The organism is Paenibacillus humicola (assembly GCF_028826105.1).
Lineage (GTDB): Bacteria > Bacillota > Bacilli > Paenibacillales > Paenibacillaceae > Paenibacillus_Z > Paenibacillus_Z humicola.
In genome coordinates, this window is the sequence record NZ_JAQGPL010000001.1 from 2,443,134 (window position 1) to 2,464,685 (window position 21,552).

Genomic DNA, 21,552 nt, shown 5'->3' on the forward strand with positions numbered 1-21,552 from the left:
CGCCGATGGGGGGCTTGTACCGGAAGCTGCTTTACGACATGAAGCTGCGCCATAAGCTGCTGCTGTCCTATCTCGTGCTGATCGTCATTCCGCTCGGGCTGTTTCAATGGCTCGCTTCGGACAAAATGTCCGGCCTGCTGGAGCAGCATGTCCATTACGCCGCCCGGCACGGCTTCGAGCAGACATATGCCTTCCTCAGCTATAAGCTGGCCAAAATGGCGGAAACGACGGATGTCATCGTCGTGAACGATTCGGTCATCCAGGCGATGGAGGCCGACCCGAAGCAGCCCGGCGTCGACAGGCAGCTCGACGATTACACGTCGCTGAAGCAGTTTTTGCGGGCGCTTCAGAACAAGGACGTGGCGCGCGTCGCCCTGTATGTGCCGGAAGGCTTGATTTATTCATCGGATCACGAAAACTTTTATCCGCTCGACCCGAACGCGGACTCCGAATGCCTGCGGAAAATGAATGCGGAGAAAATGACCTATTTGTGGTGCACCCCGTCCGAGCTCGGATACGAAACGGGCACGAGCGACGGACACCTCTATCTGACCCGCTATATTCGCCATTCCTATAATTATTTGCTGCCGGCCGCCCGCGTCAATCTGGAAATCGATAACGCGACGGTGCTGGCGATTCTGAGCGGAGCGAACGTCGTCAAGGACAGCGTCAGTTATCTCGTGTCCTCGGACGGCAAGGCGGTCGTCTCGTCGAATCCGGGCGCCGCCAGCGGCATTCGGCTGCCCGCCCTGCGTGCGCCCGATCCGGATGCCGGTTCCGCGTCCGCAAACGTCGGTGATTATTTTGTTCTCTACCATGCCGTTCCGTCTTCGCAGTGGACGATGGTCACGGCCATCCCGCTGCAGCAGATCGTCTCCGAAAGCGCCAAGCTCAAATACGACCTCTATATGTGGGTGGTCGTCATCGCCACGGTCGCGTATCTGCTGGCCGTCTGGCTGGCGCATTCGATGACGAGGCGTATTTCCCAGCTCGTCAGGCGGCTGCGGAACATCGAGAAGGGCGGGCTGATCTCGCTCAGCCGGATGGGCGGCAAGGACGAAATCGGCGAGCTCGTCCAAACGTACAATCTGATGCTCGAGCGCATCGACCGGATGAACCGCGAGCAGTTCAAGCTCGGGCAGGAGGTGAAAAACGCGGAGCTGAAGGCGCTGCAGGCCCAAATCAACCCGCATTTTCTGTACAACACGCTCGACCTGATCAACTGGATGGCGGACCGGGGGATGCAGCACGATATTCAGCGCGTCGTAAAGTCGCTCAGCCGCTTTTACAAGCTCAGCCTCAATAGCGGCCGCGACCTGATAACCATTCGCGACGAGCTGCGCCACATTTCGTTTTATATGGACATTCAAAACATGCGGTTCGAGCATAAAATTTCGTTCCATATCGATGTCGATGAGGAGGCGATGGCCTGCATCATCCCGAAAATTACGCTGCAGCCGATCGTCGAGAACGCCATTTATCACGGCATCCTGGAACGGCCGCAGCGAACCGGCTCGATCCGCGTAAGCGGGACCAGACGGGGCCGCGAGCTCATTCTCGCCGTCGAGGACGACGGTGCCGGCATGGACGAGGAACGGCTGTCGAAATTGAACGGGGGGGAAGCGTGCGTCAGCCGGGCATCGGGCAGCGGGTACGGGATCCGGAACGTGCGGCTTCGCATCGAACAATTTTTCGGCCCGCCGTACGGCCTCGTTTACCGCAGCGAACCGGGCACGGGTACGAGAGCGGAAATCCATATTCCGGCGGTCCTGCCCGGAGAAATGACGGAGAGCTGAGATGCCGAAAGATTTTACCCCTATTCGAACAATCGTGCGATTTACCGGCGCCGGCAACGTTGCTACGATTAAGTTAACCGCAAAACATTCGAACGTATGGGAGGGATAGAGGTGGAGCAAGAAGGCTCGCTCAAGCAAGCCCAAACGGGCAAATTGAAAGCGCTCGCATTCTCGAATGCCAGACGCTGGAGCTTCGTCAAATCAATGATCGCGTACCGGACGCTGCTGCTCATGCTGCTGCCGGCGTCTCTTCTCATCTTCGTCTTTGCCTATATTCCGATGGCCGGCCTCGTGCTGGCGTTCAAGCAGTTCGATTACCGCATGGGCATTTTTCACAGCCCCTGGGCGGGCCTCGACAATTTCTCGTTTTTCTTCTCCTCGGGGCAGGCGTGGCTTGTAACACGCAACACCGTGCTGTACAATCTGGCGTTTATGGCGACGACGACGGTGCTTCAGGTCGGCTTCGCCATCGCGCTCAGCGAAATCGGCGGCAAAACGTTCAAAAAGATCACGCAGTCGGCGATGTTTTTGCCCTACTTCATTTCGTGGGTCGTGGTCGCTTCGATCGTGTACAATCTGCTCAATTTCGAACACGGCTTTCTGAACGGCGTCCTGAAAAGCTTCGGCATGGAGCCCATCAATGTCTACAACACGCCCGGCTTGTGGAAATACCTGCTCGTCTTCTTCAACGCCTGGAAAATCGTCGGCTACGGCACGGTCATCTACCTGGCGGCGATCGTCGGCATCGACCAGCAAATTTACGAAAGCGCGGAGATCGACGGCGCGAACGTCTTTCAGAAAACGTTCCACATTACGCTTCCGTCGATTTTCCCGACCGTCATGATCCTGCTGCTGCTGGCTATCGGCCAAATTTTCCGCGGCGACTTCGGGCTGTTCTACAACCTGGTCGGCAACAACGGAGCGCTGTTCGACGCCACGGATATCATCGATACGTTCGTGTTCCGGGCGCTCGTGACCAACGGGGACATCGGCATGGCTTCGGCGGCGGGCTTTTTCCAGTCGGTCATGTGCTTCGCGACCATACTCATCACGAATCTCGTCGTGAAAAGAGCGAACAAAGATTACGCGCTGTTTTAGGAGGTGAACACGTTGAAAACGATGACGAAAGACCAGCTGCTCTTTCATGCGGTAGGCTACGTTCTGGTCGCGATTTTTTCGGTGATCTGCATCATTCCGTTCGTCATGGTTATTTCTTCCTCGTTTACGAGCGAGCATTACATTCAGACGAGCGGCTTTACGCTTTTTCCCGCCGATTTCTCGACCGAGGCTTACCGTTTCGTGTTCCGCAACCCGCTGACGATTTTCCGGGCGTACGGCGTCACGCTGCTGGTTACGGCCGTCGGCACGGCGCTGGCGGTATTTCTGAATACGATGACCGGCTACGTCCTGCACCGCAGGGATTTCAAATGGCGGAACTACTTCTCCTTCTACTTTTTCTTCACGATGCTGTTCAACGGCGGACTCGTGCCCTGGTACATTTTGTGCATCAAATACCTGGATATGAAAAATCAGCTGTTCGCGCTGTTCGTGCCGACGCTCATCTCCGTCTGGAACATCCTGCTCGTGAAGGGCTTCATGATGAGCGTGCCGCACGAAATTACGGAGTCGGCCAAAATGGACGGCGCCGGCGATTTCCGCATCTTCGTCCGGCTTATCCTCCCGCTGTCCACGCCGGTGGTCGCCACGATCGGGCTGTTCACGTCGCTGTTCTACTGGAACGACTGGTTTGCGAGCCTGATTTTCATCTCCGATCCGAAGCTGTATACGCTCCAATATCTGCTCTACAATCTGCTGGCCAGCATCGAATCGCTGCGGATGGTGACGGCGGCCTCCGGCATCGTGGTCGACACGTTCCCGACGGAGTCGATCAAGATGGCGCTGACGGTCATCGTGACCGGGCCGATCATTCTGCTCTATCCGTTCGTCCAGAAATATTTTGTAAAAGGGCTCACCATCGGCGCCGTCAAAGGGTAACCCCGGCTTCCCCCGGTTCGTATACCGCACATGAACAATGAGGAGGGTGTCAACATGAAAGGGTTTACAAAAACGCGCAAGGCCGGTCTCGTTTTCGTCGTCATGACGCTGTTGGTTGCGGTGCTTGCCGCCTGCTCGGGCGGCGGCCAGGATGCGGCGAATTCGCCTCCTGCAGGCAGCGGCGGCGAAAATGGCGGCGGCAATACGGCAGCCGGCAAAACGGTAAACGGCGTCGACCTGTCTAAGCACGTCAACTTGAAGATGTACCTGCTCGGCGACAAGCCGGCGGACGGCGATGCCGTGCTGGCGGAGCTGAACAAGCTGATCGGACGGGATTTGAACGCGACGCTGTCGATCGAATATTTGCCTTGGAGCGATTGGCAGCAGAAGTACCCGCTCATCCTGGCCTCCGGCGAGAACGTGGATCTGATCTACACGTCGGACTGGGCGCTCTACCAGCAGGAAGCCGCCAAAGGCGCGTTCGTCGAAGTAACGGACGATATTTTGAAGAAGTATATGCCGCTCACGGCCGAGAAGCAGAATAAAATTTCGCTCGACCAGGGCCGGCTGAACGGCAAGCTCTACTTCGTGCCGCGCAGCGACGCGACGTACACCGGCGAATCGGCCGTGCTGATCCGGGGCGATCTGCGGGAGAAATACGGCCTGCCTCCGTTGAAGTCGACGGATGACCTGGAAAATTATTACAAGTCTGTCGCCGCGAACGAGAAAAGCATTTTCCCGCTCGCCAATTCGCTCGACAACAGCGCGAAAAGCATTACGTTCAGCCAGCCCCGCAACAACGTCACGGTCTATACAACGATGATCGGCGTCGGCGAATTCTCGTATTTGTACGATAAGAATAAACCGTTCTCGGTCGATCAGGTCAGCTACAATTTCTTCCAGCCGGACTACCCGGCCTGGGCGAAGAAGATGAAACAATGGGCGGATGCCGGTTACTGGTCCAAAAACGCGCTCGTCAACAAGACGGAGACGCGCGACGCGTTCGAGAACGGCACGTCGGCGTCCATGGTGTGGAACATCGGAACCGTCGGCGCATCCGCGGACAAGGTGCTGAAGGAGCATCCCGAATGGAAGCCGGAAATTTACGACGTAACGCCGAATTCGATCAAGCAGCTGGGCCTGTACACGAACGACGGCATGGCGGTCGCGTATACGTCCCAGAACGTCGAGCGCAGCTTCATGCTGCTGGACAAATTGAAGTTCGACAAGGATTACAACCAGCTCTTCATCTACGGCGTCAAGGGCAAGCACTGGATTCCGGAAGGGGACGACAAATACAAGCCGGGCCCCGATTACGACAAATATAAAGGCGGACAGAACGGCACCTGGGGCGTCAACAACCAGGAAGACTCGCTGACGCTCGTCGGCGAGAACAAGGCCGTTGCCCAGCTGCAGAAGGAATGGGAGCCGAAAACGGTACATCCGATTACGGAGGGCTTCAAGTTCGATCCGACAAAGGTCAAGTCCGAGCTCGCCACCTTCACGTCGCTGGAAGCGAAATACGGTCCGCTGCTCGACCTCGGCCTTGCCGGCGACGTCGATAAAACGCTGGCCGAATTCAAGGATCAGGCGATGAAAGCGGGCTTTGAGAAAATCGACAAGGAACTGAAGACGCAGCTGGAAGCCTATATCAAAACAAAACAACAATAAAAAGGAGCGTGTGCAAGCCGTGATTTCGAAGGAACTGATGCTGTCGAAGGAACAGGTGGAGCAGTGGTACGAGGAAGGGTACTGCATCGTCCGGGAGGTGATCCCGCAGGAGGAGCTGCCGAAATACCGCGAGGCGTTCGAGCGGATGGTGACGAAGGTCCGCGCCAATCCGAGCCGGGAGCGCTACAATACGCGCCTCGTCAAAGCGATCGACAAGCAAAACCCGGACGCGATCAGCGAGCTCGAAAGCTGGGGCTGCGATTTCCTGCTGCACCCCGACCTGTACGAGCCGGCGTTTACGGACTACCTGAACAACGAAAAGCTGCTGTCGGCGCTGTCGAGCATTCTCGGCGACGACCTGCGCGTATCGGGGCTCAAGGCGCTCTGGTCTCCCGAAGGCGTCGACTACGATCTGTTCTGGCACCGCGACGGGCTGAAGGAAATTTATTCCGAGGATGGATCCCAGCGGCATGTCCAGTTCAACACGGCCCTGTACCGCGACGACAGCTTCCGGCTTGTGCCGGGCTCGCACCGCAGGCCGCTGACGGAGACCGAGCTGGCGCAGGTACGCAAGGGCGTCGCCGATTTGCCGGGGCAGAAAATTTGCGTGCTGGAGCCGGGCGACGCGCTGTTCATGCATTCGATGGTGCTGCACCGCGGCAAAGCGCCGCGCACCGATATGCGCCGGACCTTCCACTATATCCTGGCGCAGACGAGTCTCCCCGTCGGGACGAAGCTGCTGAACCAGTACAAGGGCTGGTACGAGGAGCAGCGGCTGGGCGAGAAGCTGGCGCCGGCGGCCAAGAAGCTGTTCGACAACTTTTTTCAATGGGAGGGCAGAACGGAGAACGACGACTGGTATCCGAACCTGCCGTATAAAGAATAAGCCGGAAACGGCCATTTGAAGGTTTTCCGACTTTCATACAAGAGCGGCTTGGCGGGAAGCGATTTCCCTGCCAAGCCGCTTTATTTTTATCGTCTTAAGGATCCTGCTTCAAAGCGAGGCAGCCGGGATACGGATGTTTTTGGCGCAGCCTTTTATAGAACGGGGAACCGTTACGAAAGCCGTTTTCGCAATGATTAGCACCTCCGAAAGTTGGGAACGATGGATAACAAATCCGGGCCAGGAGGTACATCCATGAACGTTTTCGACAGCGTGGTTCGATTTCTTTCGTCGGACAGCCGGCAGCCGGATAACAAGCCTCCGGTAAAGCAGGAACCGGTTCCGCTCTCTTCTTTTGATGAAAATATACGGATGCTGCGCTCCGTTTACACGAATTGCCCTGACGTCGTGTTTCGCGACTTCCTTGTCGGCAGCGGCCAAAACGCGATGCTGATTTATATCCAGAACTTAGCGGGCGTCGAGCTGATCGATGAATTTGTGCTTATCCCCTTGATGAATGAATCCGGACCGATCGCCCCGAACGAGCTGGTCAAGAAATTGCCGGTTGCCAGCATAAAGACAGTCGCGACCGTCGGCGAATGCGTGGAGGAGCTTTCGAGAGGCAATCCGCTGCTTTTTCTTGAATCCATTCCCGTTTGCTTCGTTGTGCCTTTAGCCAGAGCGGAGAGCAGGGCAATCGACGAACCGACGGCCGAAGGTATCGTGCGCGGGCCTCGGGAAGGATTTGTCGAACAGATCGGACTCAACATATCGCTGCTTCGCCGAAAAATTAAAAGCCCCGAGCTGAAAATGGCGATGCTGACGATCGGACGTCTCACTCGGACCCAGGTGGCCGTCGCTTATATGCAGGGAATCGCGGATGAAAAACTGGTCGAGGAAGTGATGAACCGGCTCCGGCGGATCGATATCGACGGCGTCCTGGAGAGCAGCTATATCGAGGAAATGATCGACGACAATACATGGTCGATTTTCCCGCAGGTGCTGAATACGGAACGGCCGGATACCGCTGCGTCGGGCCTTCTGGAAGGGCGCGTCGTGATTTTGACGGACGGCACGCCGTTTGCGCTGATTGTGCCGATTACGCTGTTTTCGCTGTTACAATCGGCTGAAGATTATTATCAGCGCTTTTATATCAGCACGTTTACCCGCTGGCTTCGTTACCTGTTCGGCATGCTGGCGCTGCTGCTTCCTTCGTTTTACGTCGGCATACTGACCTTTCATCAAGAGATGATTCCAACGACGCTCCTGATCCGCATTGCCAGGTCACGGGAGGAGGTTCCGTTCCCGGCGCTGGTCGAGGCGCTCCTGCTGGAAGTGACGTTCGAAGCGCTTCGCGAAGCGGGCATCCGGCTTCCGAAACAGATCGGCGCCGCCGTCAGTATCGTCGGCGCGCTCGTAATCGGTCAGGCGGCGGTTTCCGCGGGGCTTGTATCCGCTCCGATGGTTATGGTCGTGGCGATTACGGGCATCGCTTCGTTCATGATGCCCCGCTACTCCGTCGCCAACGCCATCCGGCTGCTGCGGTTTCCGATCATCATGCTCGCCGGCACGCTCGGGCTGCTGGGGATCATTCTTTCGATTATCGCCATCGTCATCCATCTGTGCTCGCTTCGTTCGTTCGGAGCGCCTTATTTAGGCCCGCTGGCGCCGCTTGTCCGGCAGGACTTGAAGGATACGCTCGTCCGAACGCCTTGGTGGTCGATGAACAAGCGGCCGATGCAATCGGGAAAGGCGAATCTGTACCGGCAGCCGGCCCGGCGGAAACCCGGCTCTGCCGGCGGCGATTAGACTCAAGAGCGATGGCGCATGGACGAAAATCGCTGGGCAAGGAGGATGCGAATGCTCGAGAAAGGCAAAATATCCGCGGCTCAGATGGGCATTATGATGTACCCGGTCGTCGTGTCCAATGCGGATCTGATGGTTCCGGCCATGACGGCGAAAGAAGCGGCCAGGGATTTGTGGATGGCGCCGATCATCGCTTCCCTCAGCGGATTTATCCTCGTCTATATCATCTTTCAGTTGAGCAAGCTGTACCCGAAGCAGACGATCGTCGAATACGCGGTTCTGATCACAGGCAAAATACCGGGCAAAATCATCGGCCTGCTTTTTCTGTTTTATTTTGCGTACAACGGCGGGAATATCCTGAAACAATACGGGGAATTCCTGGTCAGCATCTTCCTGAACCGGACGCCCGAGGTGGTCATCATAGGCACGATGGTTCTGCTGTGCGGCTTCGCCGTCCGAGGAGGTGTTGAGGTTATAGGGAGGACGGCGCAAATCTTCGTTCCCTGCGTGGTCATTCTGTGGATCACGATCATCGTGCTGCTTGTGCCCGACTTTAAGGTAAACAATATGTTTCCTATGCTTGAAAGAGGGATTGTGCCGCCGCTTCGCGGGGCCATCCTGGTGCAGCCGTGGTTTACGCATTTCGGTCTTCTGGCGATGCTGCTGCCCTATGTTGCCGACCGCGAAAACGGATTGAAAGCGGGTACGCGCTGGCTCGCCGCCATTATGGTGACGCTGACGGTGCTCGATCTGACCGCTCTGTTCATCTTCGGCGCCATTACCGCCACGCTGTCGTTTCCAATGATGGAAGCGACCCGGTATATCTCAATCGCCGACTTTCTCGAGCATTTGGAAGCGTTCGTCATGACCATCTGGGTTGCGGGCACGTTCGTTAAAATTTCGCTGTTCTATTATGTGCTGACAATCGGCTCCGCGCAGTGGCTCCATCTGTCCGATTACCGCCCGGTCGTATGGCCGCTCGGATTTCTGCTTGTCGTGTTCGGGATGTGGGCGCCGGGCGTATCGGAGCTGGCGGCCTGGTGGACGTCGACAGCACCCTTTTTTGCCAATACGATTCATTTTGTGATTCCGCTTCTGCTTCTGCTGCTCGGGCTGCTGCGCAGGAAGCTTGCCGCAAACCGGAGGGATACCGCCCGATGAGCACAACTGTCGAAGCCCGCATTCTGCGGCTTCTCCGTTTGCTGATTCCGGCCGCTGCGCTCCTCGCATTGACCGGCTGCTGGAACCGCAAGGAAATTAACGATATTGCAATCATTACGGCTGCGGGCATCGATAAAAAAGCGAATCAGATCGAGCTGTCCATTCAGGTCATGATAACAAAAGGCGGGGACAGCGGCCAGCAGGAGCTCGGCTCGGACGGCAGCACCGGAGGGATGCGCTCGCTTGTGCGTTCGGCGACCGGTGTGACCGTCCCGGACGCCATGGCGAGGCTCCAGGAGCAATTTCCGCGCAGGCTGTTCTGGAGTCACTCCGACGCGTTTATTTTCAGCCAAAGCTTCGCGAAGGAAGGCTTGCGCGAGCAGATCGATTTTTTCGGCCGGCATCCGCAAATGCGAATGCGGTCTTATGTATTTGTCAGCAAAGGGTCCGCCAGGCATGCGCTGGAGATGCTTCCGCCGCTGGAGCGAACGTCAGGAGAGGCGCTGCGGGAGCTGGCCAATCTCGGGACGCTGCTGAACGTGACGACAAAGGAGCTGCTGCAGATGCTCGTCGGCGATGCGGGGACCGCCGCCGTTCCGATTATCGAGCAGCTGCCGCGGCTGCACCGCGCCGATCGCATGAATACGATGCCCTACATCACGGGCACGGCGGTCTTTAAAGACGGCAGGATGATCGGTACGCTCAACGATAAGCTGACCCGCGGTCTGCTATGGCTGAAAAACGAAATTCGCACGATGGTCATTACCGTCAAGCCCAAAGGGGAAGATGGTCTCATGTCGTTCGAGGTGCTGCGGGCCAAATCGGAGCTGGTGCCGGAAATCCGCGACGGCATCTGGAGCATCAAGCTGAACATTAAAGGCGACGACGACCTGATCCAGAACACGACGCCGCTCAACATGTCGAATCCCAAATTCGTCAAGATGATGGAGAAGCAGCTGAACGAGGAATTGAAACGGCGCATCGAAGCGACGCTTGATGTGCTGCAGCATCATTACAAAGCCGATATTATGGGCTTCGCCGATGCGTTCCACCGTAAGTATCCGCGCGAATGGAAGCGGAGCAAGGCGCGTTGGAACGAAATTTTTCCAGAGGTCAAGGTGGAAATCGACGCCGATTTAAAAATCAAGCGGCCGGGCATTTCAACCGTTCCGCAGGGACTGCCGAAAGAGCAGGTGAAGATGAAGTGAACAGCTTCGCCGCTGTGCTTATGATTTCGCTGGTACCTCTCGGCATCTTCGTGCTCAACTGGCCGCAGGTGAAATATAATCCGGCAAGGGACAAGGCGGCTTTTCTCCTGCTGCTGGCGGCGGTGTGGGGACTTGCCATCGCCCTCGTGTTCAATCCGGAAATGCCGGGACCGACGGATTTAATCAACTTCGTCTTCAAGCCGTTCGGCAAGCTGCTGCAGTCCTGATCATGCATGCAAGGGCGAAATGACCGGGCTGACGGTTTATTGGGACTGAATGCCGCATACCGCAACGATCGCAATTCGAATCCAAATCAGCTCGCATTCGGCCGAAAGGCTGGATGAGGGCTGATATTCGTTTATTCGGACGTCAGCGTTCACTGCTGCCCTAGTTCCAATCCCTCTAAAAACCAACGGGAAATCGGTTTAAACCCCCCCCATAATACCAAATTTAATCACAAAAAGTGTTGACCGATTAAATGAAAGCGGTTAATATTACCCCATAAGCTTCAACAAACCACAAATAAAACGCATAAAAGACAACTAATCCGTCATAATCGTTGTGGGTTGTTCGATAGCGATATGTCGATATTTAGGGGAGGATTTCATGAAAGCGCTACACAAATCAACGCTTGTTCTCCTGTCGCTGGGCCTGACCATGGGCGGCGTGTTGGCCGGCTGCAGCAGCAAGGACGGCGGCACGTCCGGTAATGCCGAGTCCGCCGCGGGCGGCTCGAATGCGAAGCAGGAGAAAGTGCAGCTCGATTTTTGGACGTTCTGGGGCTCCACGACGCGCCGTCCGATTATCGAGAAAATCATCAACGATTTTAATGCCTCGCAGGACAAAATTTTCGTTAAACATACTTATCTTCCGTTCGGCGACATTTGGACGAAGGAGCTCGCCCAGGTCGCGGCCGGCAATCCGCCGGACGTTATCGTCAACGATATCACGACCGTCGCTCAGCGTGCGGTCAAGAACCAGAACACGAATTTGAAGGATTTGATCGGCAGCGACGACATTCAAAGCCGGTTTTTCCCGGAGCTGTGGAAAACGACGCTTTATAACAACGAACCGTATGCGCTTCCGTTCGTGACCGATACCCGGGTCATGTTTTACAACAAGAAGCTGTTCAAGGAAGCGGGCCTCGATCCGAACAAGCCGCCGGCAACGTGGGATGAGCTGGAGGCGGACGCGAAGAAGCTGGACAAAATCGGCAGCGACGGCAAAATCGAGCGTCTCGGCTACGAGCCGACGATCGCCGGCGGCTGGGATCTGTTCCTCGCCGACTCCGACGGCCTGCCGCTTGTCGACGACCAGGGACCGCATATCAATACGCCGTCGAAAATCGAAGCGCTCGGCTGGGTGAAGAGCTGGTCCGACCGCCTCGGCAAAAAAAATCTCGACGCTTTCAAGGCCGGCTTCGGCAGCCAGCAGAATGACCCGTTCATTGCCGGCAAGCTCGGCATCAAGATCGACGTGGCGACGTTCTGGACGCAGATCCGGGACTTCTACCCGAACAAGGAAGACATCGGCATCGCGCCGCTTCCCGAATTTAAACCGGGCACCGGACATAACAGCATCGGCGGCGGCTTCGTGCTCGAAATTCCGAAGGGAGCGAAGCATCCGAAGGAGAGCTACGAGTTCATGAAATATTTGACCGACGCTGCCGCACAAAAATATTGGGCGCAGAAAAACTTCGACAATGTCGCCAACATCCAGGCTTCGAACGATCCGGAGCTGCAGGCCGATCCGGTGTATAAAGCCGCGGTGGATAACCTGAAAAATACGAAGGTTTCGGTCGTGCCGATTAATGCACCGGACTTCCGCAACCTGATCAACCCGGAGGTCGACGCCGTCCTGCTCGGCAAGGAGACGCCGAAGGAAGGGCTGGACAAAGCGCAGGCTGCCGTTCAGAACCTGATGGATCAAAACAAAACCTAACGAAAAACCGATTTGAAAAGGGGTGGAGCGGTGGTTGGATCGCCGCTTCGCCCCTTTTCCTTCATTAATCATGTGCAATCGTTCAATACAAGGAGGGTTCGTCATGAGTCGAAGCTTACCGGCGTCCGCCGGCGCCGGCGCTATGAAGCGGCGCAGCAGGAAGCTGTCGCTGGAGCGGCGCGAGAAGGCTTGGGGCTACTTGTTCGTTTCTCCGTGGGTGCTCGGTTTTCTGGCTTTTACGGCCGGGCCGCTGCTGTTCTCGCTTTACGCCAGCTTCACGAATTACGACATTACGTCGCAGATGGACTGGGTCGGCGTCAAAAATTTTCACCGGATGTTCAAGGAAGACCCGCTGTTCTGGATTTCGCTCAAAAATACGCTGTTCTATGTCGTGCTGATGGTGCCGCTGACGACGCTATCGTCCATCCTGATCGCGATGCTGCTCAATGTGCGCATTCCGGGCATGCGGCTGTTCCGCACGATGTTTTACCTGCCGTCCGTACTGTCCGGCGTTGGGGTCTACCTGCTCTGGATGCAGCTGCTCAATCCCGAGTCGGGCCTCGTAAACCAGATTCTGTCCTTGGTCGGCATCGACGGCCCCTCCTGGCTGACCGACCCGAACTGGACGAAGCCGGCAGTCATTTTCATGAAAATGTGGAGCGTCGGGGGCGGTATGCTGATGTACTTGGCGAGCCTGCAGGGCGTGCCGGAACAGCTGTACGAGGCAGCCGAAATCGACGGGGCTGGCGCGTTCCGCCGCTTTATTACGATTACGCTGCCGATGATCAGTCCGGTGATTTTCTTCGAGATCGTGACGGGACTGATCGGCGGCTTCCAGATCTTTCAGGAAGGCTACGTCATGTCGGACAATACCGGACCCGGCGCACCGATGAACTCGCTCATGTTCTACAACCTGTACATGTACCTGAAAGCGTTTAAGGTGTTCGACATGGGCTACGCGATGGCGATGGCCTGGTTCTTGTTCCTCATCGTCATCGTCATTACGATTGTCAACATGCTCGTATCCAAATACTGGGTCCATTATGAAGGGGGAGATCAGCGATGAACATGGCCGCGGCTGCCGCCGCCCGCAGCGGCTTTTTCCACAACCGGAAAAACCGAAAAATGCTGACCCGGATAATCGTGCTCATCCTGCTGACCGCCGGCAGCGTGTTGTTCGTTTTGCCGTTCTGGTGGATGGTCTCGACGTCGCTGAAGTCGCCGCAGGAAATCGCCCAATATCCGCCGACTTTCTTTCCGGCGCAGTGGCACTGGAAAAACTACGAGGAAGCGTGGCAATTGGCCGATTTCACCACCTATACGATCAACACGCTGACAATTGCCGTATTCGCCGTTATCGGGCACGTGCTGTCCAATACGTTCATCGCGTACGGCTTTGCCAAAATTCGCTTTCCCGGCCGGCAGTTCCTGTTCACCGTGCTGCTCAGCACGATGATGATTCCCGGCTTCGTCACGCTGATCCCGCAGTACATTTTGTTTGCGAAGCTTCACTGGGTCGGCACGTACCTGCCGCTCATCGTGCCCGGATTTTTCGGAGGGCCGTTTTCGGTCTTTATGCTCCGCCAGTTTTTCATGACGATTCCAAACGACCTGATTGAAGCCGCCAAGATCGACGGGGCCAATCATTTGTATATTTGGTCGCGGATCATGGTACCGCTGGCGAAGCCCGCGGTCGCGACGATCGCGATTTTAACGTTTAACGGGGCGTGGAACGATTTTCTCGGGCCGCTCTTGTACGTGAACGACGTCTCGAAATATACGCTGCAGATTGGGCTGGAATCGTTCAAGGGCACCGTTTCTTCAGCCGGCATGCAGTGGCATTATTTGATGGCCGGCTCGCTGATCGTGCTGGCGCCTGTCGTCCTGTTGTTTTTCCTGTTCCAGCGCTATTTTATCGAAGGCATGAATATTTCCGCCGGCACGAAAGGGTAAGCCATACAAAATTTGAACGACGAAAGAGATGATTTGATGGATGCAAAGCTCAGACCGACCAACGTCATTACGCTGAAGCAGGCGCTCGTTACAGCGGAAAAGCACGGCTATGCGACGGGATCGTTCTCGCCCCGGTATACGCCGATGATCCGGCCCGTGCTGCGCGCGGCGCAGCGGACGAACTCGCCCGTCATCGTGCAAATATCGCATAAAGAGCTGGTCCGCTACGAAATTACGACCCGGCAGTTCGGCGAGGAGTTTTACGAGGGGATCGTGTCCGAAGGCATTACCGTGCCGGTCGTCCTGCACCTGGATCATACGAAGGAGCCGGACACGATCGTGCAGGCGATTGAAGCCGGTTTCACGTCGGTCATGATCGACGCCTCCGAGAAGCCGCTGGAGGAAAATATCGCCATTTCACGCGAGATTGCCGAATACGCACATGCGCACGGCGTCTCCGTGGAAGCCGAGCTCGGCATGATCGGCACGACCGATTTCGTCGAAACCGACAAGGATGAGGAGCTGTATACCGATCCACAGGAGGCGAAGCGGTTCGCGGACGAGACGGGCGTGGATGCGCTGGCCGTTTCGTGCGGCACGGCACACGGCGTGTATATGGTAAGGGAGCCGAAAATCGACTACGCCCGCCTGCAGGCGATCCGCGCGCTGACGCCGGTCCACCTTGTGCTTCACGGCGGCTCCGGCGTGCCGGCAAGCATGATGATGCAGGCGGTCAAGCTGCCCGGAGGCGGCGTCAGCAAGGTGAATATCGCCACCGATCTGGAGCTGTCCCTGCTCGGGGCGCTCGGCCGCGAGGAGCGGATGACCGACGAAGAGTGCCGGAGCCTGCCGGCAGACCGGCTCGAAATCGGCCGCTCCGCTGTGGAAGGCACCGTCGCCGGCAAAATAACCGGCTTTCTCGGCAGCAGCGGCGCAGCCGCTTATTTTTAAGGCGCGGCGCTTGGATCAAACCAATTCGAAAGGCGGGGGCGGAGAAATGGCGCACGCGGTAAAGCTGGCGGAAAATTTCTATGTTGTTGCGGGCGACAAGCTGACTCATCCTTGGGACGCCAGCGCCTATCTGTTCACAGGCGGCGAGCCTGCGCTCGTCGACTGCGGAAGCTCGGAAGGCTATCCGACGCTGAGAGAAAATTTGGCGTCGCTCGGGGTAAAGCCGGGCGACATCCGCGCGGTTTATGCGACGCATGGCCACTGGGACCATCTGTCCGGGTTCGCGGCGCTTCGGGAAGAAAGCGGCGCAAAGCTCTTTATCCACGCGAACGACCGGCTGCAGACGGAGAACGGCGATCCGGAACGGACCGCCGCCTTCCTGTACGGCATGCCGTTTCCGCCGGCGAAGGCGGACGGTACGCTGGAAGAGGGGGACTCGGTCCGGGCCGGCTGTTATGAGCTCGAGGTCATCCATACGCCGGGTCATACGCCCGGGAGCGTTTCTTTTCGGTTCCGCTCGCCCGTCGGAACGATCCTTATCGCAGGGGATACGATGTGGGGCGGGTTTCACCCGAAGGTCGGGTCCGACCTGGACGATTGGGGCGCGTCGCTCGACAAGCTGCTGGCGCGCGATTTCGACCTGATGACGTTCGGCCATCTGCATCCGACGCTTGTGTACGACGCGAAAGCGAAGGTGGAGGAAGCGCGGCGCCAGCTCGGCACCTACTTGAACCCGTGGTTCAAGCCGTTCCATGAAACATTCCGCTATTGAATGGCTAGCGATTCGAATGAACGGTGTGCGTGGTTGCTTGACTGTTTACACGGCTGCACCGTACATGAGCCGTTCGATCCATTCGATTGGCCGCCTTTTTGAACGATGTAGCGAGAAGCCCGCCCCGGCGGACGAAAAACCAATTGAGCGAAAAGAGGGGATTCGCGTATATGAAGCACCGCAAACTGTACATGATCGGCAACGCCCATCTCGATCCCGTCTGGCTGTGGCAGTGGCAGGAAGGGTTCCAGGAGACGAAAGCGACCTTCCGTTCCGCGCTCGACCGGATGAAGGAGTACGACGATTTTATTTTCACGAACAGCTCGGCGGCCAATTACGAATGGGTCGAGAAGAACGATCCGGCCATGTTCGAGGAGATCCGCGAGCGGATCAAGGAAGGACGCTGGCAAATCGTCGGCGGCTGGTGGGTGCAGCCGGACTGCAACATCCCGGGCGGCGAATCGTTCGTGCGGCAGGGGCTGTACGGGCAGCGGTATTTTCACGAGAAATTCGGCGTGACGGCGAAGGTCGGCTACAACGTGGACAGCTTCGGCCATCACGGCATGCTGCCGCAAATCCTGAAGAAAAGCGGCATGGACTATTACATCATGATGCGTCCGATGCCGAACGAGAAGGGGCTGCCTTCTCGTTTGTTTCATTGGGAGTCCGACGACGGCAGCCGGGTGCTGGCGTTCCGCCTTCCGTTCGAATACTGCACATGGGGCAAGGATCTGGAGAAACACGTCCGCAGGTGTGTAAGCGAGATGAAAGAACCGTTTAACGACCTGATGGTCTTCTTCGGCGTCGGCAACCATGGCGGCGGTCCGACGAAAGAAAATATCGAAAGTCTGAAGCGGATGAACGCGCGGCCGGATTTTCCGGAAATCGTGCCGGCCGGGCCGAACGACTTTTTCGCGGACGTCGAGCGCAAAGGACTGCCGATTCCGGTCGTCCACGACGACCTGCAGCATCATGCGAGCGGCTGCTACGCGGCGCATTCCGGCATTAAGCTGTGGAACCGCCAGGCCGAGAACAAGCTGATCGCGGCGGAGAAGTGGTCCGCCATCGCGCAGCGGGTGACCGGCCAGCCGTACCCGGACGATTTTCACCGCGCGTGGAAAAACGTGCTGTTTAACCAGTTCCACGACATTTTGGCAGGGACGAGCCTGGAATCGGCTTATGAAGACGCCCGGAATATGCACGGGGAAGCGATGAGCATTGCCGACCGGAACCTGAACTACGCGGTCCAATCGCTGTCCTGGAACATCAATATCGAACAGGCCGAGGGCATGAAGCCGATCGTCGTGTTTAATCCGCACGCGTGGAACAGCCGCGTTAACGTCGAGCTCGAAATCGGCGGCATCAAGGAAACGACGATTCTCGTCGACGAGACGGGCAAGCAGGTGCCGTACCAGACGGTGCAGCCGGAGGCGACCTCGGGCGGCCGGTTCCGGCTCAGCTTTATCGCCGATCTGCCGCCGATGGGCTACCGCGTGTACAAGGTGCTGCCGGAATCGAAGGAAGCCCGTGCCGGGGAACCGATCGCGGCGACCGACGTATCGCTCGAGAACGACTCTTTACGCGTCGAGTTCGACCCGGAAACGGGCTTCATCACGAGCCTGTTCGACAAGAAGGCGAACTACGAGGTGTTTCGCGGCCCCGGCGCGCGCCCGGTCGTCATCGAAGACCGCTCCGATACGTGGAGCCACAACGTGTTCCATTTCAACAACGCGATCGGCGAATTTAAGGCGACCGGCGTCCGCCTCGTCGAGCACGGCCCGGTGAAATCGGTCGTCCGCGTGACGAGCGAATACGGCAGGTCGGCACTGGTGCAGGATTTTACGCTGTACCGCGAGCTCGGCTGCATCGACGTCGCCGTAACGGTCGATTGGCGCGAGCATTTCAAAATGCTGAAGCTCGTGTTCCCGGTCAATCTGGTGTTTACGAAGCAGACGTACGAAATTCCATACGGCTTCAAGGAGCGGGAGCATAACGGCGAAGAGGAGCCGGGCCAAAGCTGGGTCGACTACGGCGGCACGCAGCGGGACGGCGGCCCCGTATACGGGCTGTCGCTGATAAACGACGCCAAATACAGCTACAGCATCATGAATAAGGAGCTGGCGATGACGGTGCTGCGCAGCCCGATTTACGCCCACCACGATCCGCTCGTGCCGGATCCCGGCGGTCATTACTCGTTTATCGACCAGGGCATTCAGCGTTTTCGCTACCGGCTGCTTCCGCACGAAGGAAGCTGGGAGGAGGCCGGAACGGTACGAAGTGCGCTCGAGCTGAATCAGCGGCCGGTGACCGTGATCGAGACGTATCATGAAGGCAGGCTCCCGCAGAAAGCGTCTTATGCCGGCGTCGAACAAAGCGGCATTATCGTGAGCGCCGTGAAAAGGGCCGAAGATAACGACGATCTGATTGTCCGCTGTTATGAAACGGACAAACGGGCGGTGCGCGCTTCGATTTCGCTACCACTTGCGGGACGCACGATCGAAGCGGATTTCGCACCGTGCGAAATCAAGACGTTCCGCGTACCCGCCGATCCGTCGCAGCCCGTCACCGAAACAAACCTGATCGAGTGGGAGTGAGCGGCATGACGGTGCAGCGCATCAGCTTAAACGGCAGCGATTGGCTGCTGAAGGATTTTGTCGGCGAGGACTGGATCTGGCGCAATTCGGAAAAGCCGGATACCCGCGACGTGCGCTGGTGGCGGCCGGGGACCGTTCCGGGTACGGTGCTTCACGATTTATGGGTCAACGGAGAGGTGCCTGACCCCTATTTCGAGCGTAACAGCCTGCTCGTCGAGTGGGTGCCGCAGAGGACGTGGCTGTACCGCAAAACGTTCTCGGTTCCCGAGTCCCTGCGCGGCCGTCGGGTGAAGCTGCAATTCAAGGGTGTCGATTACGCCGCGCAGTTTTTTTTAAACGGGGTGAAGCTTGGCGAGCATGAAGGCATGTACACGCCGGCGGAATTCGAGGTCGCGGATCTGCTCCTATACGGCGGCGACAATTTGCTGGCCGTGGTGATCGGGAAAGCGCCCGACGAGCAGCCGCAGGTGAGCAAAACCGAGTACGTCCGCACGCATAAAAGCCGGATGACGTACGGCTGGGATTTTTGCCCGCGCATGATTCATCAAGGGATTTGGGACGATGTCTGCCTCGACGTCACGGGTCCGGCCGCTATCGAGGACGTGTATGTGCGGCCGGAGCTTCGGGACGATTTTTCCGCCGCGCGGCTGTCGGTATCGGCAGCCGTCTCCTCGCCGGAGCGCGTTTGGGCGCAGGTAAAAACGGTCATCCGCTTCGGAGGCTGCGATATCGCGTCGCACGAAGCGGCGTATACGCTGGAGCCGGGCATGAACCGGCTGAACGCTGCCGTGACGCTGGACCGCCCGAAGCTGTGGCAGCCGAACGGCTCAGGTTCGGGAGCTCCTCATCTCTATGAAGCGATTGTGAACGTTTCGGTTCCGGATGAAACGGAGCCCAGCCGCGGACTGTCGCTGTCGGCATCGCGAACGACGGCGTTCGGCATCCGCAAAGTCGAGTTCATGCGCAACGATACGCCCGACCTTGAAGCGCGCCCATATACACTCGTCGTGAACGGCCGCAAAACGTATATCAAAGGCTGGAACTGGGTACCGATCGACGTCATGTACGGCGTCGAGCGTCCCGCGAAGCTGGAGCGGCTGCTGCAGCTGGCAAAGCGAGCCGGCGTCAACATGCTGCGCGTCTGGGGAGGCGGTCTAATCGAAAAAGACGCCTTCTACGAGCTGTGCGACCGGTACGGCATTATGCTCTGGCAGGAGTTCATTCAATCCAGCTCGGGCATCGCCAACAAGCCGAGCGAGAAGCCGGAATTTCTGGCGATGATGGAAGGCGAAGCCCGGCAGATCGTGCCGCGCAGGCGGAATCATCCCTCGCTCGTCATCTGGTGCGGCGGCAACGAGCTGCAGGATAAGGACGAAGCGCCGCTGGACGACCGCGAGCCGGTGCTCGGCATTTTGCGGCGCGTGGCGGAGGAGCTGCATCCGGACGCGCTGTGGCTGCCGACTTCGCCGTCGGGACGGCTGTTTCTGAACAGTCTGGACAACATCGAGCGGGATCCGGACGGGCTGCACGACGTACATGGTCCTTGGGAGCACCAAGGGCTTCAGGGGCAGTACGAGCTGTACAACAGGGGAACATCGCTGCTGCAAAGCGAGTTCGGCGTTGAAGGAATGACGAATTTAAAGACGCTGCGCCGCACGATATCGGCAGCAAACGAGTGGCCCGCCAGCAAGGACAACCCCGTCTACTTCCATCGCGGCGCATGGTGGAATAACGAACCGCTGGTAACGGCGTCGTTCGGCGGGGAAATCCGCGGCCTCGCGCAATTGATCCGCGCCAGCCAATTTCTTCAGGCCGAAGGGCTGCGTTATGCGGTCGAATCCCATCTCCGGCGCCGCTGGCGGAACAGCGGCACGCTGCCGTGGCAGTTTAACGAGCCGTTTCCGAATGCCTACTGCACGTCCGCACTCGATTATTTCGCGATGCCGAAGCCGGCGTATTACGCGGTGGCGCGGGCTTACCGCCCCGTAACCGCGACGGCGTCCTTCGCGGCGCAGGCTTGGGCCGGACGCGAAGTCTTCGCAGCCGAGCTATGGGCGGCCAGCTCGCTCGGCCGCATTTTGGAAGGCGTACGCGCCCAATGGACCATTGCCGGGGCGAGCGGGCGCGTTTATGCATCGGGCTCCACGCCGGCGGCGAACGTTCCCGCGGACTCGTCCGTCCGTCTGGCGCATATCGAACGCCCGCTTTCCCATATCGGTGAAGAGCTGTTTTTCCTCGATCTCGAGCTGTTCGGCACGGACGGGGAGCGAATGGCAGACAACCGCTACCTCTTTACGGCCGCGGGGAATCTGGCGCCGATGCTGCATATGCCGGAGGCGGCGGTCGAGGTCAGCATGACTGAGGCGAAGCCGGAAGGAAACGGCGAAATTGCCTGCAAGCGCAGCGAAATTGCCGGCAAGCGCAGCGATATCGCCGAATGCCGCTCTGATGAAACCGCCGGCACCGAAAGCCTGGTTAACGGCAGCGGGGAAGCTGCGGAGGCGGCGGCTGCCGCCCGGGATTCCGCCTGTGCACAAATCGAAATCGTCAACACGGGCGATTGCGCCGCGCTGCTGCTTCATCTCGAACGGGCCGGCGAACCGGACGCCGCCGGCTGCGTATATTTTTTGGACAACGATTTCACGCTGCTGCCGGGGGAGAAGCGCGTCATCGCCGCCGAGTGGCGGGACGTTCCCGAAGGGCTGCGGCAGGTCGAATTGTCCGGCTGGAACATCGCGCTCCAAACGGTTTCATGCTAGAACGGACAAAGGTTCGACTCGATTCGCCGCATTGCGTTATAATGAAGCAAACCGATTAAAGT

The 21,552-nt window shown here is 58.0% G+C and carries 16 protein-coding genes; all 16 read left to right on the forward strand.

Going from position 1 to position 21,552, the window contains the following annotated elements; translation table 11 throughout:
• Positions 1 to 5 precede the first annotated feature (5 nt).
• The 16 genes from PD282_RS11355 (at position 6) to PD282_RS11430 (ending at position 21,490) form a co-directional block, all read left to right on the forward strand.
• The gene (locus PD282_RS11355; RefSeq protein WP_274650792.1) at positions 6 to 1,796 is read left to right on the forward strand and encodes a cache domain-containing sensor histidine kinase; all 1,791 of its coding nucleotides are present in this window, start codon (positions 6 to 8) and stop codon (positions 1,794 to 1,796) included.
• Between the two features lie 204 nt (positions 1,797 to 2,000).
• The gene (locus PD282_RS11360) at positions 2,001 to 2,894 is read left to right on the forward strand and encodes an ABC transporter permease (RefSeq protein ID WP_274655168.1); all 894 of its coding nucleotides are present in this window, start codon (positions 2,001 to 2,003) and stop codon (positions 2,892 to 2,894) included.
• 21 nt (positions 2,895 to 2,915) lie between these two features.
• Positions 2,916 to 3,791 carry a carbohydrate ABC transporter permease gene (locus tag PD282_RS11365; RefSeq protein ID WP_274655170.1) on the forward strand — a complete coding sequence of 292 codons (876 nt, stop codon included), beginning with the start codon at positions 2,916 to 2,918 and terminating at the stop codon, positions 3,789 to 3,791.
• 54 nt (positions 3,792 to 3,845) lie between these two features.
• Entirely contained in the window at positions 3,846 to 5,462 is a 1,617-nt protein-coding gene (locus tag PD282_RS11370) for an ABC transporter substrate-binding protein (RefSeq protein ID WP_274650793.1), read from the forward strand.
• 19 nt (positions 5,463 to 5,481) lie between these two features.
• Positions 5,482 to 6,348: a phytanoyl-CoA dioxygenase family protein gene (locus tag PD282_RS11375; protein ID WP_274650794.1), complete on the forward strand. Its 867-nt coding sequence runs from the start codon at positions 5,482 to 5,484 to the stop codon at positions 6,346 to 6,348.
• A gap of 252 nt (positions 6,349 to 6,600) precedes the next feature.
• Entirely contained in the window at positions 6,601 to 8,154 is a 1,554-nt protein-coding gene (locus PD282_RS11380) for a spore germination protein (RefSeq protein WP_274650795.1), read from the forward strand.
• A 51-nt stretch (positions 8,155 to 8,205) separates the two neighbouring features.
• On the forward strand, positions 8,206 to 9,312 hold the full coding sequence (locus tag PD282_RS11385; RefSeq protein WP_274650796.1) for a GerAB/ArcD/ProY family transporter: 1,107 nt from the start codon (positions 8,206 to 8,208) through the stop codon (positions 9,310 to 9,312).
• Positions 9,309 to 10,520: a Ger(x)C family spore germination protein gene (locus PD282_RS11390; RefSeq protein ID WP_274650797.1), complete on the forward strand. Its 1,212-nt coding sequence runs from the start codon at positions 9,309 to 9,311 to the stop codon at positions 10,518 to 10,520. Before PD282_RS11385 ends, PD282_RS11390 begins: the two co-directional genes overlap by 4 nt.
• Complete coding sequence (locus tag PD282_RS11395; protein ID WP_274650798.1) at positions 10,517 to 10,747, forward strand: hypothetical protein; 231 nt, start codon at positions 10,517 to 10,519, stop codon at positions 10,745 to 10,747. Before PD282_RS11390 ends, PD282_RS11395 begins: the two co-directional genes overlap by 4 nt.
• A gap of 379 nt (positions 10,748 to 11,126) precedes the next feature.
• Positions 11,127 to 12,461, forward strand: coding sequence for an ABC transporter substrate-binding protein (locus PD282_RS11400; protein ID WP_274650799.1), 1,335 nt, complete (start codon positions 11,127 to 11,129; stop codon positions 12,459 to 12,461).
• A 103-nt stretch (positions 12,462 to 12,564) separates the two neighbouring features.
• A complete protein-coding gene (locus PD282_RS11405) occupies positions 12,565 to 13,527 on the forward strand; it encodes a carbohydrate ABC transporter permease (RefSeq protein WP_274650800.1) in 963 nt (320 codons plus the stop codon).
• The gene (locus PD282_RS11410) at positions 13,524 to 14,414 is read left to right on the forward strand and encodes a carbohydrate ABC transporter permease (RefSeq protein ID WP_274650801.1); all 891 of its coding nucleotides are present in this window, start codon (positions 13,524 to 13,526) and stop codon (positions 14,412 to 14,414) included. Before PD282_RS11405 ends, PD282_RS11410 begins: the two co-directional genes overlap by 4 nt.
• A 36-nt stretch (positions 14,415 to 14,450) precedes the next feature.
• Positions 14,451 to 15,365 (forward strand): class II fructose-bisphosphate aldolase, encoded by a 915-nt coding sequence (locus PD282_RS11415; RefSeq protein WP_274650802.1) that lies wholly within the window; start codon positions 14,451 to 14,453, stop codon positions 15,363 to 15,365.
• A gap of 46 nt (positions 15,366 to 15,411) precedes the next feature.
• The gene (locus PD282_RS11420) at positions 15,412 to 16,137 is read left to right on the forward strand and encodes an MBL fold metallo-hydrolase (protein ID WP_274650803.1); all 726 of its coding nucleotides are present in this window, start codon (positions 15,412 to 15,414) and stop codon (positions 16,135 to 16,137) included.
• 170 nt (positions 16,138 to 16,307) lie between these two features.
• On the forward strand, positions 16,308 to 18,731 hold the full coding sequence (locus tag PD282_RS11425; protein WP_274650804.1) for an alpha-mannosidase: 2,424 nt from the start codon (positions 16,308 to 16,310) through the stop codon (positions 18,729 to 18,731).
• A gap of 5 nt (positions 18,732 to 18,736) precedes the next feature.
• Positions 18,737 to 21,490: a glycoside hydrolase family 2 protein gene (locus tag PD282_RS11430; protein WP_274650805.1), complete on the forward strand. Its 2,754-nt coding sequence runs from the start codon at positions 18,737 to 18,739 to the stop codon at positions 21,488 to 21,490.
• Positions 21,491 to 21,552: the final 62 nt, after the last annotated feature.

What these genes read in the sequence shown, in the direction of transcription:
- PD282_RS11355 (WP_274650792.1), top strand. Translation starts at nt 6, where the DNA reads ATGGGGGGCTTGTACCGGAAGCTGCTTTACGACATGAAGCTGCGCCAT.
- PD282_RS11360 (WP_274655168.1), top strand. Translation starts at nt 2,001, where the DNA reads ATGATCGCGTACCGGACGCTGCTGCTCATGCTGCTGCCGGCGTCTCTT.
- PD282_RS11365 (WP_274655170.1), top strand. Translation starts at nt 2,916, where the DNA reads ATGACGAAAGACCAGCTGCTCTTTCATGCGGTAGGCTACGTTCTGGTC.
- PD282_RS11370 (WP_274650793.1), top strand. Translation starts at nt 3,846, where the DNA reads ATGAAAGGGTTTACAAAAACGCGCAAGGCCGGTCTCGTTTTCGTCGTC.
- PD282_RS11380 (WP_274650795.1), top strand. Translation starts at nt 6,601, where the DNA reads ATGAACGTTTTCGACAGCGTGGTTCGATTTCTTTCGTCGGACAGCCGG.
- PD282_RS11385 (WP_274650796.1), top strand. Translation starts at nt 8,206, where the DNA reads ATGCTCGAGAAAGGCAAAATATCCGCGGCTCAGATGGGCATTATGATG.
- PD282_RS11390 (WP_274650797.1), top strand. Translation starts at nt 9,309, where the DNA reads ATGAGCACAACTGTCGAAGCCCGCATTCTGCGGCTTCTCCGTTTGCTG.
- PD282_RS11400 (WP_274650799.1), top strand. Translation starts at nt 11,127, where the DNA reads ATGAAAGCGCTACACAAATCAACGCTTGTTCTCCTGTCGCTGGGCCTG.
- PD282_RS11405 (WP_274650800.1), top strand. Translation starts at nt 12,565, where the DNA reads ATGAGTCGAAGCTTACCGGCGTCCGCCGGCGCCGGCGCTATGAAGCGG.
- PD282_RS11410 (WP_274650801.1), top strand. Translation starts at nt 13,524, where the DNA reads ATGAACATGGCCGCGGCTGCCGCCGCCCGCAGCGGCTTTTTCCACAAC.
- PD282_RS11415 (WP_274650802.1), top strand. Translation starts at nt 14,451, where the DNA reads ATGGATGCAAAGCTCAGACCGACCAACGTCATTACGCTGAAGCAGGCG.
- PD282_RS11420 (WP_274650803.1), top strand. Translation starts at nt 15,412, where the DNA reads ATGGCGCACGCGGTAAAGCTGGCGGAAAATTTCTATGTTGTTGCGGGC.
- PD282_RS11425 (WP_274650804.1), top strand. Translation starts at nt 16,308, where the DNA reads ATGAAGCACCGCAAACTGTACATGATCGGCAACGCCCATCTCGATCCC.
- PD282_RS11430 (WP_274650805.1), top strand. Translation starts at nt 18,737, where the DNA reads ATGACGGTGCAGCGCATCAGCTTAAACGGCAGCGATTGGCTGCTGAAG.